At 37.4% G+C, this 15,801-nt stretch carries 13 protein-coding genes; 4 read left to right on the top strand and 9 right to left on the bottom strand.

Translation table 11 applies throughout. The annotated features are described in order from the left end of the window. Positions 1 to 70: 70 nt before the first annotated feature. Complete coding sequence (locus BLS35_RS08485) at positions 71 to 1,327, bottom strand: hypothetical protein (protein ID WP_090779826.1); 1,257 nt, start codon at positions 1,325 to 1,327, stop codon at positions 71 to 73. 212 nt (positions 1,328 to 1,539) lie between these two features. Between BLS35_RS08485 and BLS35_RS08480 the strand changes: the two genes are divergently transcribed. Beyond that, the gene (locus BLS35_RS08480; protein ID WP_254778761.1) at positions 1,540 to 2,247 is read left to right on the top strand and encodes a CE1 family esterase; all 708 of its coding nucleotides are present in this window, start codon (positions 1,540 to 1,542) and stop codon (positions 2,245 to 2,247) included. A gap of 15 nt (positions 2,248 to 2,262) precedes the next feature. Here BLS35_RS08480 and BLS35_RS08475 read toward each other — a convergent pair whose 3' ends face one another. The 8 genes from BLS35_RS08475 to BLS35_RS08440 form a co-directional block, all read right to left on the bottom strand. Further along, positions 2,263 to 2,616 carry a DUF2200 domain-containing protein gene (locus tag BLS35_RS08475; RefSeq protein WP_090779822.1) on the bottom strand — a complete coding sequence of 118 codons (354 nt, stop codon included), beginning with the start codon at positions 2,614 to 2,616 and terminating at the stop codon, positions 2,263 to 2,265. Position 2,617: 1 nt separating this feature from the next. Then, positions 2,618 to 3,034: a YybH family protein gene (locus BLS35_RS08470; protein WP_090779821.1), complete on the bottom strand. Its 417-nt coding sequence runs from the start codon at positions 3,032 to 3,034 to the stop codon at positions 2,618 to 2,620. After that, entirely contained in the window at positions 3,006 to 3,683 is a 678-nt protein-coding gene (gene pdeM, locus BLS35_RS08465) for a ligase-associated DNA damage response endonuclease PdeM (RefSeq protein WP_254778759.1), read from the bottom strand. Before pdeM ends, BLS35_RS08470 begins: the two co-directional genes overlap by 29 nt. Continuing rightward, complete coding sequence (locus tag BLS35_RS08460; protein WP_090779818.1) at positions 3,670 to 6,228, bottom strand: ligase-associated DNA damage response DEXH box helicase; 2,559 nt, start codon at positions 6,226 to 6,228, stop codon at positions 3,670 to 3,672. The genes pdeM and BLS35_RS08460 overlap by 14 nt, the downstream gene beginning before the upstream one ends. A 35-nt stretch (positions 6,229 to 6,263) precedes the next feature. Further along, positions 6,264 to 7,868 carry an ATP-dependent DNA ligase gene (locus tag BLS35_RS08455; RefSeq protein WP_090779816.1) on the bottom strand — a complete coding sequence of 535 codons (1,605 nt, stop codon included), beginning with the start codon at positions 7,866 to 7,868 and terminating at the stop codon, positions 6,264 to 6,266. Continuing rightward, entirely contained in the window at positions 7,869 to 8,879 is a 1,011-nt protein-coding gene (locus tag BLS35_RS08450) for a ligase-associated DNA damage response exonuclease (protein WP_090779814.1), read from the bottom strand. 439 nt (positions 8,880 to 9,318) lie between these two features. After that, positions 9,319 to 10,701, bottom strand: a complete 1,383-nt coding sequence (locus BLS35_RS08445; protein ID WP_165973283.1) for a BNR repeat-containing protein — start codon at positions 10,699 to 10,701, stop codon at positions 9,319 to 9,321. Positions 10,702 to 10,780: 79 nt separating this feature from the next. Continuing rightward, the gene (locus BLS35_RS08440) at positions 10,781 to 11,998 is read right to left on the bottom strand and encodes a glycoside hydrolase family 88 protein (RefSeq protein WP_090779810.1); all 1,218 of its coding nucleotides are present in this window, start codon (positions 11,996 to 11,998) and stop codon (positions 10,781 to 10,783) included. 168 nt (positions 11,999 to 12,166) lie between these two features. On the opposite strand from BLS35_RS08440, the gene BLS35_RS08435 reads away from it, so the two are divergent. From BLS35_RS08435 to BLS35_RS08425, 3 genes are all read left to right on the top strand, one after another. Beyond that, a complete protein-coding gene (locus BLS35_RS08435; RefSeq protein ID WP_090779808.1) occupies positions 12,167 to 13,882 on the top strand; it encodes a glycosyl hydrolase family 28-related protein in 1,716 nt (571 codons plus the stop codon). Positions 13,883 to 14,021: 139 nt separating this feature from the next. Next, positions 14,022 to 14,606: a sigma-70 family RNA polymerase sigma factor gene (locus tag BLS35_RS08430; RefSeq protein ID WP_090779806.1), complete on the top strand. Its 585-nt coding sequence runs from the start codon at positions 14,022 to 14,024 to the stop codon at positions 14,604 to 14,606. Continuing rightward, the gene (locus tag BLS35_RS08425) at positions 14,607 to 15,743 is read left to right on the top strand and encodes a FecR family protein (protein ID WP_090779804.1); all 1,137 of its coding nucleotides are present in this window, start codon (positions 14,607 to 14,609) and stop codon (positions 15,741 to 15,743) included. Positions 15,744 to 15,801 lie beyond the last annotated feature (58 nt).

Genomic DNA, 15,801 nt, shown 5'->3' with positions numbered 1-15,801 from the left:
GATATAGACTTTACGTCAATATCCGGCCTTTTTTATGGCTATATACGGTTCATGATCATCCCCCTTAAAGTTACTCAAAATTAAGATTCTGTTTATTGAGGTATGGAGCATCAGCCAGGTAGTGTAAAATGGATTCAGGATCTTTATCCGAGACCTGGTTGGCGGTAAATTCCTGCAGGTGTCCCAATTTTAGTAATGATCCGCAGCCAGCATCTTTAAACAATTTGCTTAATTTTTCATTTTTGTCAATATGATAGGCATTAAATGTTGGAAGGGTGTCTATCTCCAGATACTTTTTATCTTCCTTAACAATGCTTAAAAGGCGTCCAAGTTTTTCACCTTCGAATGTATCATTATTGGTTAGAAATAGAAAAGTATGGATCATCAGTTTGCTGCCATGTAGTTTCACGACTAGATATCCAACTTTCTGACCAGAGACTAGAAAATCAACATGACTCTCGTTTCCGTTCCATCGGTGCGATATCTCAGGTTGTAAAAAGGTGAGCAACAATATTTGATGCATGATGCCAGGTGTGATGTTGATTCTCTCCTGCAGCCTGCCAAAAGCATGGGTACTGATATATAATTCCAGAGGAATATCGAGACCTGGGGTCTTGAAGCCTAATAGTGATGGTTTGACATTATAGTATTCCCATTCAAAGTCTTCAGAAGGCCAGCCCAGACGTATCGCAGTCCGCGCCCCTTTATTTGTCTCTATTGTTTCTTTCTTTGGTTTAAAGGTGTGGATAATGATGTCATTTTGCGGATTGAATGGCGCAAAATAAGGCGTCATAGAAATATCTGCTCTGTAGATATGATCATTGTAATCACTCAAGAATATACAAGCCTCACTTACCAGCATTTCCAATATGTCCTGTAGATCATGATGAAACTTACTTTCATGTAAACCGAAAGCAAATTCTTTTTTGATTCCTTCCAGCTTAGGATCTCTACTGATATCAAACTCAGATACGCTATCACTCAAAGTCGTACCTTCTGAAAGATACCATGCCATTGGTATTTTATTACCGTTGGGCAAGGTCAACTCAGCCCCCTCCATAAATTGCAGCAACAATTTATTGAACTGAATTACTCTTGCCTTACTAATATCTGTGCCTGGGGCTCCTTTAGCTTTTAGCACTGGATAACGACATTCGTAAAGTTTTTCCAAATAAATGGCCGGGAACTTTTCTAACAAGACTTCATCACCAACAAGTATAATTAATTTCTTAATACGGTCTATAAATCTTTCTTTTAGTGCCTTTCGCTGTTGATCAACATTGGCTGCCGACTTAATTGCCGCTTGCTTTTTTTTCTTCCTATCCATTTTAGCGTTATTTGGTATAAACAAACTTACTAAATCCACAATATAATCATAGGTTAATGGCCAATTAAACCATTTGATTTTATTCCACTCTATAGAGTTATATGACTTTAAAATTCCACCTACTCTACGTCAGCATTCTGGCGATTTTACTAATTCCATCGATTGCTTTATTTGGTCAAAATGTAAAAGCTAACAATCCCAATCCAGTAGTCATGGAATGGAAAATCGGTGATACGGTGAGGAAAGCATTGGTCTATATTCCTGATGGCGCTAAAACTAACAAAACGCCTATTATTTTCACTTTTCACGGTCATGGTGGTAATATGGAAAACGTGTATAAAACGCGAAGATTCGACCAATTATGGCCAGAAGCTATCTTTATATGTCCACAGGGCCTAAACACAGTTGGACAACTTACTGACCCAGAAGGGAAACTTCCAGGCTGGCAAAAAAGCGTTGGAACCGATGGCGACCGCGACCTGAAATTCTTTGACGTCATGCTCGCTTCTTTACAAGAAAACTATCGCATCGACGCAAATAGAATTTATGTTACCGGGCACTCTAATGGTGGCGGGTTCACCTATCTGCTTTGGGCTGCAAGAGGGTCGGTTTTTGCAGCGGTAGCGCCTACGGCGGCCGTCGCAGCAAGGATAATGAACCAACTTAAACCAAAGCCTGTATTACACCTTTATGGTGAAAAAGATGGGCTTGTGAAAACCGAATGGCAGAAAAAAACATGCGGGTTCCTGTTAAAATTAAATAAATGTGATGATACAGGTGTCCCTTTTGCAGCTAATGCCATGTTATATAAATCCAGTATCGGTATGCCTGTAGTGATCTATAGTCATCCCGGAGGTCATTCCTATCCCCCGGCTGCAAATAAGGTGATCATCGATTTCTTCAAACAGCAATCGAAATGATCCTGCAAGATCCACCTAACTCCTTAAAATCTTATCCATTGCTTTTCCTTTTGCCAACTCATCAATCAATTTATCCAAATAACGAATCTTTTGCATAAGTTCATCTTCGATTTCTTCTACACGGTAACCGCAGATTACGCCAGTAATTTTTGAAGCCTTTGGATTGATTAATGGTGCCTGAGCAAAAAAGATTTCAAAATCGGTTTTATTATTAAGAAGTTGTTGAAATTCTTGTTTATCATATCCGGTCAACCAAAATATGATTTCATCAACTTCCTCTTTTGCGCGGCCTTTTTTCTCCGCCTTTTGAATGTAATGCGGATAAACGCTTGCAAAAGACATTTTATATACCCTAGTATTATCTTTCATTTTATCCGTTATTAATTAGCACTGCAGAACCAAAAGGATTGTCAACTATCCACAACCAGTTTCCCTCCTCATTTTTTTTCATTACACAAGAAGTATGCCCTGTCATTTTAATTGGATGTCCGTCTGGTGTATTTCCAGTCATTTCCCATTGATCAAGCCACATAGCCAGATCATCAACTACAGCTATGTGCGGGGTTCCGCCTTTGATATCCAATTTTAATGCGCATATGTTATTCATCGCCGACTGAATTTCATCCAATCCCCTTAGCTCCTTCCCATCTCTATCTATATAGACTGCCTGGGCATGAAAGCAACCTAAGGCTCCTGCCACATCCCCATTTTTTATACAATGACGAAAATATGCTACCGCCCCAGCTTCTGTTTTTCTATTAAATTCCTGCATTTTTCCTTTTTTCATCAAATATAGATAGTACCTTAATTACTTTATCACCAGCAAGGGCATAAAATTGATCGCTTTTTTGTGGTTTTAGTATTTTTAAACCTGTAAAAACGCTGAAAGCAGGTAAAATTGCACAATGTTCCCCAAAATAGAAGCAGGGAAACTTTAACTTTTGTTTTGCCTTTCCCTGCAATACAACACCGGGATGGATATGACCACAAATGTTGTAATATTCATCCTTTTCCATGGGTTGATCGTGTATAAACCGAAATGGCGTGCAAAGGAGTTCCTTAGGATGGACCTCTATATTTAAGGCCTCATAATCTTCGTTTTTCAAAGCATCATGGTTTCCTTTAATCAGCACTACGTTTAAATGAGTATAACGCCTTCTCCACTCTACAAAAGCATTTGCATCACTATTGATGTTGTTATGAAACATATCACCCGTTACGAGTAAGGTATCAGGCTCAAACTCTTTCATCAAAGAAGTCAAACGATGGAGATCTGTTAAACCCACTGTGTCGGGTACTTGAATACCAGATCTTCTAAAATGTGCCGATTTCCCAATATGCAAATCGCTAATGACAAGCATTTTTTTTGCCAGCCAAAAGATTGCGCGTTCTTTGCTAAGTATAAATTGTTCTCCTTTACAATCAATGGTCATCATTTCGTCTGTTGTTTTTCTTTTTCAGTAATGCTTTCTCCGATTCGGCAGTCATCCTTTCTATACGCTGACTTAGCTCTTCGGAACTCATATTATCCCTCAAACTGTCTACCTTAATCGGGAAACATAAAGGAGTATAACGATCCGTTTTAACAATAATTATTTTGCTCTGCTGAATGCGTTTCAAGGCCGCTGCAAGCCTTGGCTCTTCGATCTGTTGATAAAACGCTTCATCATAAGCTTGCCGCAACAACAGATTGTATTTATCATAATCAGTAAAAACATTAAAAAATAAAGCTGCAGAAGATTGAAGGTGTTTATTGGCAACGTATTTACCGGGAAAGCCCTGGAATACTAGTCCTGATATGCAAGCTATATCTCTAAATTTTCGCCTTGCCATTTCGGTTGCATTGATACTGGCGACAATATCTTCACTAAGGTTTTCGGGGCTAAAAAGCGTTTTAACATGAGCCTCATCCAGGGGAATGGCCTGTTCACTTAATAATTCGAAGCCATAGTCGTTCATGGCGATAGAGAAGGTGATTGGCTTAATCCGCCCTAACCTGTATGCAATTAATGCCGCCATAATTTCATGCACCTGTCGACCTTCAAAGGGATAAGCAAAAAAATGATATCCATCCCGGGTATCAATTAATTCAATCAGAAATTCATTACTTTTCGGTACCTGGGATACCTTTGCCTGACGTTCGAATAAGGGTAAAATAAAATCCAATTCCTCTTCAGCATGAGTTTTATTTAGTATTTCGTTGTATTTTTTCCTGAGTATACTACCCAGGTTTGCAGTTAGTGATATGCGCCCGCCCATCCAGCTTGGACTGATGGCTTGTTTCTGTTTACTTTTCCGAACCAGTACCATCATTTCTTTTACCATTATAAATTCCAACACCCTGCCGGCAAGCGTAAAACTATTTCCCGGTTTCATTCTTGAGATAAAGGATTCTTCAATCATCCCTATATACCCGCCGCTCAAATATTTAACTTTTAGCATCGCATCACTCACTATAGTACCAATATGGAGTCTATGACGCATCGCAATCTGCCTGCTCTTCACCTTCCAAAGACCATCTTCATCTTTACTTACTTTTTTGAATTCATTGTAAGCGGTTAAACTGTCGCCACCAGTAGAGATAAATTGCATAATCCATTTCCACTCCTGCGGCAATAATTCTCTAAATGCATGTGTTTGTTTAATTTCAAAAAATATCTTCTCCTCCTCAAAACCATCACCAACAGCCAGTGTCACGAGATATTGGATTAACGTATCGAAAGACATGACTATAGGTTCCCGGCTTTCAATATCTTGTGTTCTTGCTGCTTCTTTAATCGCGGCAGCTTCTACCAGTTCGAGCGCGTGGGTAGGCAGAAAGTATATTTTAGAAGTCTCATAAGGAGAATGACCACTTCTTCCTGCCCTTTGTAAGAACCGAGCTACGCCTTTTGGCGAACCGATCTGTATCACAGTGTCTACGGGTTTAAAATCGACACCCAGATCCAGGGATGAGGTGCAAACCACAGCTTTCAATGCCCCCGTATGGATGGCCTCTTCAATCCAGTTTCTTAATTCATAATCAATTGAGCCATGATGGATAGCGATCAGACCAGCCAGATTTTCATCCTGAGCCAACAAGGTTTGATACCATAATTCGGCTTGCCCCCTCGTATTGGTAAAAATAAGCGTTGTTTTACTCTTATGAATAATAGGTAAAAGCTTATGTGCCAACTTGTGTCCCAGGTGTCCGGCCCAAGGCAACATATCGATATGGTCGGGCAAAATGGAACGTATCTCTATTTTCTTTTCAATATCGGATTTGATAATAATTTTTAGGATATCATCATAAGGCACCAAGACCTCCATTGCCTGTTCCATATTCCCTATGGTTGCGGATATCCCCCATATTCTAAGTAAGCGTTCTGGGTGCTGCTCGCTAAGCAATCCTCTGATTCTTGATATAGCGAGTTCCGTCAGTACCCCTCGCTTACTCCCAAGCAGCTCATGCCATTCATCCGCAACAATACATTGGAGTTGATCAAAATAGTTAAAAGTACTCTTTTGGGCGAGCAAGAGGTGGATGCTTTCGGGAGTAATGATCAGTACCTCCGGCATTTGTTTTTTCTGCTTCAGCTTTTCGTTTTGAGGAGTATCCCCATTCCTAACGCCTATCTGCCAGTCCAGTTCAAGCTGCTCGCAGACTTCGCGCATTGCTCGTGCAAGATCTTTGGCAAGAGAACGCAGTGGGGTAATCCAGATTAGTTTTAAGCCAGATTTCCGCTTTTGCTTGATTTGCTTCCCTTTTTTTTGAATAGCCGCTGTGCTTACACCAAGAGATGGATCACCATTTAATTCGTCAATGATCACAGCCAGAAAAATAGAAAAAGTTTTACCAAAACCTGTCGGGGCATTTATAAGTCCAGAATATCCCTCGGCATAATTTACCCAGGCATCTGTCTGAAATTTAAATGGCTTCTTCTTATGCTGTTTCAACCATTTAATAACCTTCTTGTATCCTTTGCTTTTTTCCAGCTGCATATTTATAAAATATCAGAAATTTTAGGTTTAAATCATTATGCCGGAGGTAATAAAGTAGCTTGTAATAACTGACGTAAATCATCTAATGTATTTATCTCATCTGCTTTTTTATCTTTTCTCCATCTTGCAATTCTTGGGAATCTTAAAGCCAAACCTGCTTTATGCCGCTTACTTTCTGCAATTCCCTCAAAAGCGATTTCAAATACCAATTCTGGCTTAACGGTTCTTACTGGGCCAAATTTTTCAATTGCATTTTTTACTACAAAGGCATTTACTTCCTTAATTTCTTTATCTGTTAATCCCGAATAAGCTTTCGCTATGGTGACGAGCTGATCCCCATCCCTTACCGCAAAAGTATAATCTGTATAAAAATTTGCTCTTCTGCCACTCCCCTTTTGAGCATAGATCATCACCGTATCAACCGTGTAAGGGTTTATTTTCCATTTCCACCAGTCTCCCCGTTTCCTTCCAGAATGATAGGCTGAATTCAGCTTTTTTAACATGATGCCCTCGCTGTTGAGATCCCGGGCAGTTTCTCTAAGCTTAGCCAGTTCGTCCCATTGGTTAAATGAGACTATTGGCGACAATACGACTATGCTATTGGTTTTCAAATTTGAAATCATGCGCTCCAATATTTGTCTACGTTTATTCAATGCTTCTTCACGAATATCACGTCCTTTATATTCCAATAGGTCGTAGGTATAGAAACCTATTGGTGCATCCTTTAACTGATTTTTATGGATAGTTTTTCTATTTAGCCGTTGTTGCAATATGCTAAATGCTTGCACTTTTCCATCTTTTACAGATAGTATTTCACCATCCAGCACAGTACCATCTTCTAATTCGTCTAATAAAAAATGGAGTTCAGGAAATTGTTCGGTAACCAGTTCTTCACCTCTGGACCATATAAATAACTCTCCGTTACGTTTCACAATCTGCCCCCTGATGCCGTCCCACTTCCATTCGGCTTGCCATTCCTGGGGTTCTCCAAGTGATGATAGCACTCCTTCCAAGGCGTAAGCGAGGCAAAATGGATATGGCCATGAGTTATCAGTATTTACATGTACACCATTAACTAAGTCGGTATAGTTGATTTCTGAAGGAAGCCACTTGCCCATAATACTGTGCATAATCTTACTGCTTTCGGTATCGCTTTGTTTAGCAAGCGCATTGACCAGTATTTTATTGGATACTCCGATTCTGAAATTGCCTGATATCAGTTTATTGAAAATAAAACGTTCTGAAGTTTCCAGGGTGTCCCAGGCCTTTGTAATGAATTGTTTTTTAAAGGCTTCATCCTTATCATTTAGTAAGGCAAGATCATTGATCCATTCATTCAACTTACGGTCTCGGATTGATGTGGGAGGCGGCAATATCAGCGCTATCGTTTCACTAAGGTCGCCCACATTGTGATAACATTCGGCAAAAAGCCATTCGGGCAAGTTACTCAATTCTATAGCCCATTGTTTAATTAGGGCTGTGCTTACCGGACGTTTCGGTCGCTTTCCGGTAAACATCGCAATTACATAGGGCTTATCCATATCATCGGCTTCATTAAAATAATCAACAAGCGCCAACATTTTGTCGTTGGTTTTGTTGCTCATTTCCAGCTCCTGTATCAATTGGCTAAACCGTTTCATTTAATCTTTATTGACCTCTATATTATCCTCTTCTTCCCCGTCCCCATATTGCGTTTTCACCTCTTCTGCCTCAATACCGATTTCATTTAAGTATTTACTGAAAACTGCAGTATGGCCATGTGTCACATAAACCTTTTCTGCTTCTGTGGCTTTAATCGCCGACAATAATCCTGGCCAATCGGCATGATCACTTAATGCAAATCCCGCATCTGCACTGCGCCATCTTCTACCTGCTCTAACTTGCATCCATCCAGAACAAATACCTGTCGCTGCATGGGTTAGACTCTTTATCCATTTTCCATCAGCCACCGCTGGTGGAACAATTACAATTCCTTTCAGCAGCGATTCCTTGCTTGTTTCGGCCGTAATAGGAATGGTATGTGGCAAGATTATCCCTGCTTTGAAAAAAGCATCGTTTAAATTGGCTATTGAACTGTGTACATATATATCCACGTAACCTGCCAGGCCTGCCATCAACCTTTGCGCTTTGCCCAAACTGTAAGCAACAAGCACAGTGGTTTGATTTTTATCGTGGTTATGAGAAATCCAGTTTTTTATTTGATTAAAAATATCCTGTTGCGGTTGCCACTTATAAATAGGAAGGCCAAATGTGCTTTCAGATACAAAGGTATGGCATTTTACAGGCTCAAAAGCAGTGCTGATACCATCGTACTCCACTTTGTAATCGCCAGATACAGCCCAAACCTCTCCTTTGTACTCCAATCGGATCTGGGCTGATCCTATAACGTGTCCAGCAGGATAAAGACTCAACTTAACCCCATTGATATTGATCTCTTTATGATAAGGCAGGGTTTGAATATTCAGATCACCCAATCTATGTTGCAGGATGGGTTTAGTATGCTCATGACAAAGGTAGGCCTTGTTGCCCCATTTAACATGATCGGCATGGCCATGTGTGGTAACGGCAAGGTTAACCGGTTGCCATGGATCGATATAGAAATCTCCTTGCTTACAGTAAATACCTTTGTTTGTAAATGTGATTAGTGCCATACGTACGGTAACGTATAAACCAATTTAATAAATTAAAGTTTTTCCTTAGTTCAATAAAAGCAATTTTTAAAAATTAAGAGATCTGTATGTTCACTGTAACCTAGCATGTATAAATCAGCTTTCGGTCTGCCTCCGGTTAAACGAAATTTATTTCACTACTATTTAACCAATATTAATCGGACACTGAACGGCTTGGTCCGTTCAGTATCCGTTCAATATCCGTTCATTGTCCGTTCATATGCCGTCCATTAGACGTTGCCTATTAAGTAACTTTCCGAAATAAAATCGGACTTTTCACCATGAATTTAATTTTATAGAGAATTCTTTATCTTATTTGTTTAAACAAGCCAAATTCCGACTGTTTAGGCTAGCAACCCCGTAGAGAATATACTATCTAATTGGGTTCAAAATGGAAATTAATTTGACCTTTTTAATAAGATTAAAGTTTGATGTCAATTACTTTAATTGCCGATGCAGCTCCTACATTGATTGGAAGGGCCTGGCCCATAATTGATAGCACATTGTCTGCAGTCCATCTTTTTGTATCAACTTGAACCTCATTAAAATAATGTTCTTTTGATTCGTAAATACTTGTCCAGTCTGTCCAGTTATTTTTTGATCTTGCTTTAACAATTACCAAAGGTGCTCCCTGGTTAATAAAATCAAAATTGCCTTTACGAATGAAAATTAAGTATAGATTATTGTTTTTATCAGCTAATAATTTTGGCCTGTTCCCCATAAAAGGTATTTTTTGGGCTATCCAGTTTTCTCCCATTTTATAATAATGAAAATATAGTGCATCATCCATTCTGGACCATCCGGGTAGCCCCTCCTCCTTTCTATGTGACATCACGATATGAGGAGTTAAATTATGATCTATTGTTTGAGATTGCTGGTTAATCATACCCCAGCCGCGGCTTAAACTCTTTACTAAAACATTAGGTGTTTGTGTATCTATACTTTCTTTAGTAGCACCTGATGTTGTAATTGTTGCATTTTTTTGATCAAGCCAGGAATTACCATTATCCGTACTATAGGCATAACAGATATCTCTGTTTCCTTTAGATGCTACAATTTCTCGCCATGTCCATGAAATGTGTAAGCGCCCAAGCCGATCAAAACTAACATTGTTTAAGTATGCATTGCGAGCTGTACTTTTACCAGCATTTGGATCTATATATTCCCCTTTCCCAGATATAAAAGTGTGTGTGTTATACCACTTGCTTTTACTACCATCGTAACTTACAAGTATACAATCACCATTTCCACTAGTTCCATTCCTAAATATAAACAGCAAATTTCCTTGTGGGGTACTTATAAATGCAGGATATGAAATTGCCAAAACTGGTTTGTCCTTTTCCAAATAATTGATCACAGGGTTAAAAAGTGTGGATTCCCATTGCACTTTTTCTGGATGCTCCAGTATGCCTGTTTTGGAAACACGGTAATTCAATCCTCCACCATGCTGGTCAAATGATAAATGGATTGTACCGTCCTTTTGACAAAGACCTATACTAATTGTATTGTGGCCATCATTCTCCTGACTTTTATTTTTTGAAAATCGGTAGTCTGTTAATCTAACTATTTCCCACTTGGACGATGGTAATTTTCTTCTACCCACACAAACATGTCTTTCTGCATCGTAATAAGTAATATATTGCCATCCACCGTAACTTGTTAATGCATCTTGCTGGAAACTTTGTCCATTGATGATATTTCCGTAGAGGCCATTTTTTAAAGTTAAACCACTAGAATCAATAACAGATGCAGATGACTTAAGTTTATTTTTAAACTCGTCCTGACTGTATGAGTATTTTATCAAACATGTGCCGAGGATAAAAAATGCGCACAAAAATTTAAGGAAAAATGACTTTTTCATATTAAAATATTAAGAATTAAAATTATTGAAGGTTTAAATATCTTCTCATTGCTTCTACATAATAGTAGTCAGCATAAGTTAATGGTACATCTACTTCAGAATTATGGGGCAAACTGCCCACACTATGCTTTAAAAGGAATCCTCCATTTTGTCCGTTTATATTTTTGTATTGAGAAGTTGACAACTGAAGGATGATTTTTTCGGCAACGGTTAGATACTTTGTGGCCAAACTGGGCTTGTTAAAATTAGCTAACTCGATTAATGCAGAGGCAATAATTGCTGCTGCTGAAGCATCGCGATAAGTCTGTGGACTTTTAGGAGCATCAAAATCCCAATACGGAATCTGATCAGCCGGTAAATTAGGATTAGTAATAATGAAGCTAGCAATCCGATTCGCAAAATCGAGGTATTTTTTATTTTTAGTCTCTGCATACATCATGGTAAAGCCGTATAAGCCCCATGCCTGACCTCTTGCCCATGCAGATTCATTGCCGAATCCTTGATCCGTTCTTTTTAACATTGGCTTTCCTGTTTCAGTATTGTATTCGAGCACATGATAGGAACTATAATCCAACCTAAAATGATTATTCATGGTTGTATTTGCATGCTTAACCGCAATTTTATAATAAGTCGAATCTCCTGAAAGTTTAGTTGCATTAAATAGAAGTTCTAGATTCATCATATTGTCTATGATCACTAAAAAGTCTCCAGGTTTTTTATTATTCCAGGACCGTATACAACCTACTTTAGCGTCGAATCGACTTGCCAGTGATTGAGCACTGGTAATTAATATATTTTGATATGATTTATTTGGGAATAGTTGATTCGCGATTCCAAAACTATTGTTAATCATAAATCCCAGGTCATGCGTTCCCTTGTTGTATTGTTCTTTCTCCAACAGGATTAGATTTCTTAATCCTTCTATTTTCAAAACAGTGTCCTTTGTCAGTTCAAAGAGGTAAAATAACGTCCCCGGGTAAAACCCGCTACACCACCAATCAGAATTGCTCGTAATAAGCTTCCCATTCTCAAAAGTTCGTGGCAATTTATTTTTAGGAATGGTGTTCTTCAAAATTTTATATTGAATAGTAGCATCTTCAATGTTTCTATTTATTGCATTCAGCACCTTTTTTTTAGGAACATAATTTAGTTTTTGGGGGAAACCTATCTGCGGTAAGGATATTAGTATTGTTAATGCGAGTAAAGTTTTAAAGAATGAGTTGATCGGTTGATATTTCATTTTTTCGGAATTAGTGTTGTTAACATTAAGACCGAAAGAGAAAGCATTTGGGTGAATGGTTGAGGAAATTAAAAAAATGACTACGGCTTAACCCTTTGTTGTTAAAAATGAGTCCTTTAGATATATAAACATAGTTAACATCTTTTAATTCTAACCAAATCAAATACAATGAGAAAACTTTTAATTACAATAACGTTAATGTTATTTGTGGTAATGGCAAAGGCACAAACAGATTCACTTGCCGCTTTTACCGGAACAATAAACCAAATCAGAAACATTAGCGGAAAGCCCTATAAACATGCATCATCAACAGATTATGGAACTGGTAATTGGTACAAAGATCTATCAGATCATACATCAGCCGATAATACAGGAACCGTTTTAGTAGACGCTGATGGGAACAGATGGAAGCGAATTTTTACCGGAGCAATTAGTGTGAATTGGTTTGGGGCCAAGGGTGATGGGGTTACTGATGATGGTGCAGCAATCCAAAATTGCTTTAACCGAGCTCAAAAATTTCAAACCGTAATGTTTGAAAAAGGGACTTATAAGTTTGCAGCGGTTACCCTTTCAAAAACTGATGTAAGTATTATGGGGTATAAAGCTAATTTATTAGGTACAATTAACATTGGGGATGACACTTTACGCACTTACACATCTACTATAAGTGGTTTAACATTTACGCTTGCCGGAAACGCCATTCAGATTAAGAATTGTAGGAAACTATTGATAACTGGGAATGTTTTTAATGGATGTGATAAATCCATTTATGTTAAACCGGAAATTACAGCAACTCACGCTAATGCTATGATTGAGATTAGTAACGGAAACATTTTTAATGATGTTAACTATTGTTTTTATGTAGACAGGCTTTCTACTGCCACATGGATGGCCACAAGTGATTGCACTTTTTCAGGAAATGTATCCAACAATACATTGATAACAGCGGTATATTGTAACGGGATAGATGGGTTAAAATACATTAACAATGTCTTATTCTTTCCTTCGGATGCAGCGAGAAGAGTAAACAAAAAATATCATCTCAGAATAGATAAACAATCAGATTGGATAATCGTATCCAATAATAATTTCTTTGAATCCGGAGAAGAATCAATTTATGTTGAAAATTGTAAGGCGCTAAATGTATCAGGTAATAACTTTGCCTGGACGGGCCAAAAAGGTGTTTATAGCGTAATTAGAGCTGCTGGGACCCTTACCGATCAAATTATCAATATTACTGGAAATATAATTGACAACTTTTCTGGAAATGTTGTGGAAATTGATAGTACTACGTACGGTACAATTAACGTTTCGGGAAACAATATCAATTATACCAATACATTTACAAATTATTTTGGAACCCAGAATCTTGCTTTGATAGATCACTATATTATCAAAGCAGGTAATTCATTTAATAAGCTTTCAGAAAAAAACAAGTATAACAATATTGTCAATTTAAAAAGCATTTATAAAAATGGCGTAGTTTCAAAGTATGACGAATGGGGGACCTTTGCAGCTGATGCCTATGTAAATAAAACGATCGTAACCAGCGGTGCTAGTGCTGTGGATTTATTAGGAATATTGGATGCAGGCTTTTCACCGCTAACTTTTAGTGGTACAATTTTAATTACAGTAAAGAATGCCGCATTTTCTAATGCAAATACATCTACTTATTACCTCTTGGTAAATAAAGCCAGTTCAGGCTCAAGTCCATTGGTTACTGTAATTTCCAGCTTAGGCCTTTTAACAGGTGCAGGTGCTAGCTATCCTTCTTTTTCATTTTCAATATCGGGCAATAAATTACTTGCAACTCCAATCAACAGTACGAGCGGAACATTCTATTTCTATGCCAAATCACAAGGTGATTTAATCCTCAAAGAATAATTAATTAAAATTATTTTTTTTTCCATTCACCCATGTACAAAGAAAACCAGTCTTTCTTATAATAGATAGACTGGTTTCCTTGATAAAACAGAAACTAATATTGTATTTTTATATAACCAAATAGTAAGCTTGCAATTTTTTGAAACGATTAACTCAAATTATTAGTCAGAACAAATTAATATATGATCATGTGAGCGATGATGATGTATTACTAAGCGAGCTTAATCGTGGCAGTATGGCTGCATATCAGCAGATATTTTTAAAATATCATAAATTTCTATGTACTGAGGCTTTCAATTTATTGGGAGATGAAATGGAATCTGACGACATTGTTCAGGTCTTGTTTATAGAGATTTGGGACAAAAAGCTTTATTTGAACATTAACTTATCCATTAAATCTTATTTGAGAATTGCAGTAAGAAACAAATGCTTAAGTAAAATTTCAAAAAATAGCACAAAAAGGAAGCTTCAGGATATCTATCATTTAAATTTTGAAGAACAAATTGCAGAGGATTATATGGAACGTAACGAATTAAACAGGGGAATGACGACATGTATTAACGAGCTTCCCAGCCAGCGTTTGCACGCATTTGATTTAGTTTATATGCAAGGCAAGCCATACAAAGAGGCCGCAACAGAAATGGGTATTACGGTAAATTCGTTAAAAACACATCTAAAACTCGCTGTTAAAGTGCTAAGGATTAAGTTACAAAGTTTTAGATAAATGGAAAGTAGTAAGGAGCATATTTTAGATTTATTGATTGACAAGATTACAGGGATGATTAGTCCTGAGGATGATCTGCGGTTAAATCGGATGCTCGATAATGATCCTGAAGTTCAAAAGGAATGGGAATCTTTAAAGCAAAAATTTGGAACGACAAGAGCAAAAACTTATATAGATAATGTAGATAGTGAAAAAGAATGGCTCATCGTAAGTGAAAAATTGAACGCAAAGAAATCAATTTTTAAAATTAGTATTGCAAAAATAATTTCAGCAGCCGCAATTTTAGTTATTATTGGATTTGTTGTCTTGCATAATTTTAAATCGGCTGAGCATATTGCTAAAGCACATCTCGCTTCGTCAATTAATCAGGATAAGGTAAGACTAAGTATTTCAACAGGGGAAACCATAAGCTTGACTGGTAATAAACAAGTCATAAATATTGGAGATATAGAGATTTTAAATAATAACAAGGCCTTATCCTATAGCAGAACTCAAAATCAGGCAATGGACTGGATGACCTTATCTGTCCCCGCTAAATTCGATTATAAAATTACATTGGCCGATGGAACAGAAGTATGGCTAAATTCAGTTTCCACACTTAAATTTCCAACAATTTTCGCAAAAGAATTTAGAGAGGTTTATTTGGAGGGGGAAGGTTTCTTTAAAGTAGCTAAGAATAAAAATTGCCCCTTTATTGTCCATACTCCCAATTCCAAAATACGGGTTCTGGGAACAACATTCAATGTAAATACCTATCATCCAAAGTCCATGGTTGTTTCCTTATTAGAAGGCAAAGTATCTTTGCAAGCTAAAGAGAAAAACCATATTCTTAACCCAGGTCATCAGGTTATTTTAACAGATGAGGGTTTTAATGATCAATTATTTAACCAGCAACAGGTACTGGGTTGGATGGATGGCGAAGCATATTTTAACAATTTATCATTAACAGATATAAGCGAAATTTTAAAGCGATGGTACGGTGTTAAAGTATTTTTTGAGCAACGGGAAATTTCAAATTTTAAATTATCTGGTGTTATTTTTAAAAATAAACCTATTGAATTGTTTTTAAATAGCCTCGAAACTTCTTCCGAAATAAAAGCAAAAATCAAGAACAATACCGTTCATATTTCTTACTAATTACAGTTTAAGTTCAATTCTCTTAGAAATTGATTCACCCATCATACTAATTAATCAG

Source organism: Pedobacter sp. ok626 (genome assembly GCF_900100435.1).
Classification (GTDB): Bacteria; Bacteroidota; Bacteroidia; order Sphingobacteriales; family Sphingobacteriaceae; genus Pedobacter.
The sequence above is the reverse complement of the archived record's forward strand: the minus strand, read 5'-3'. Positions and strand labels throughout refer to the sequence as shown.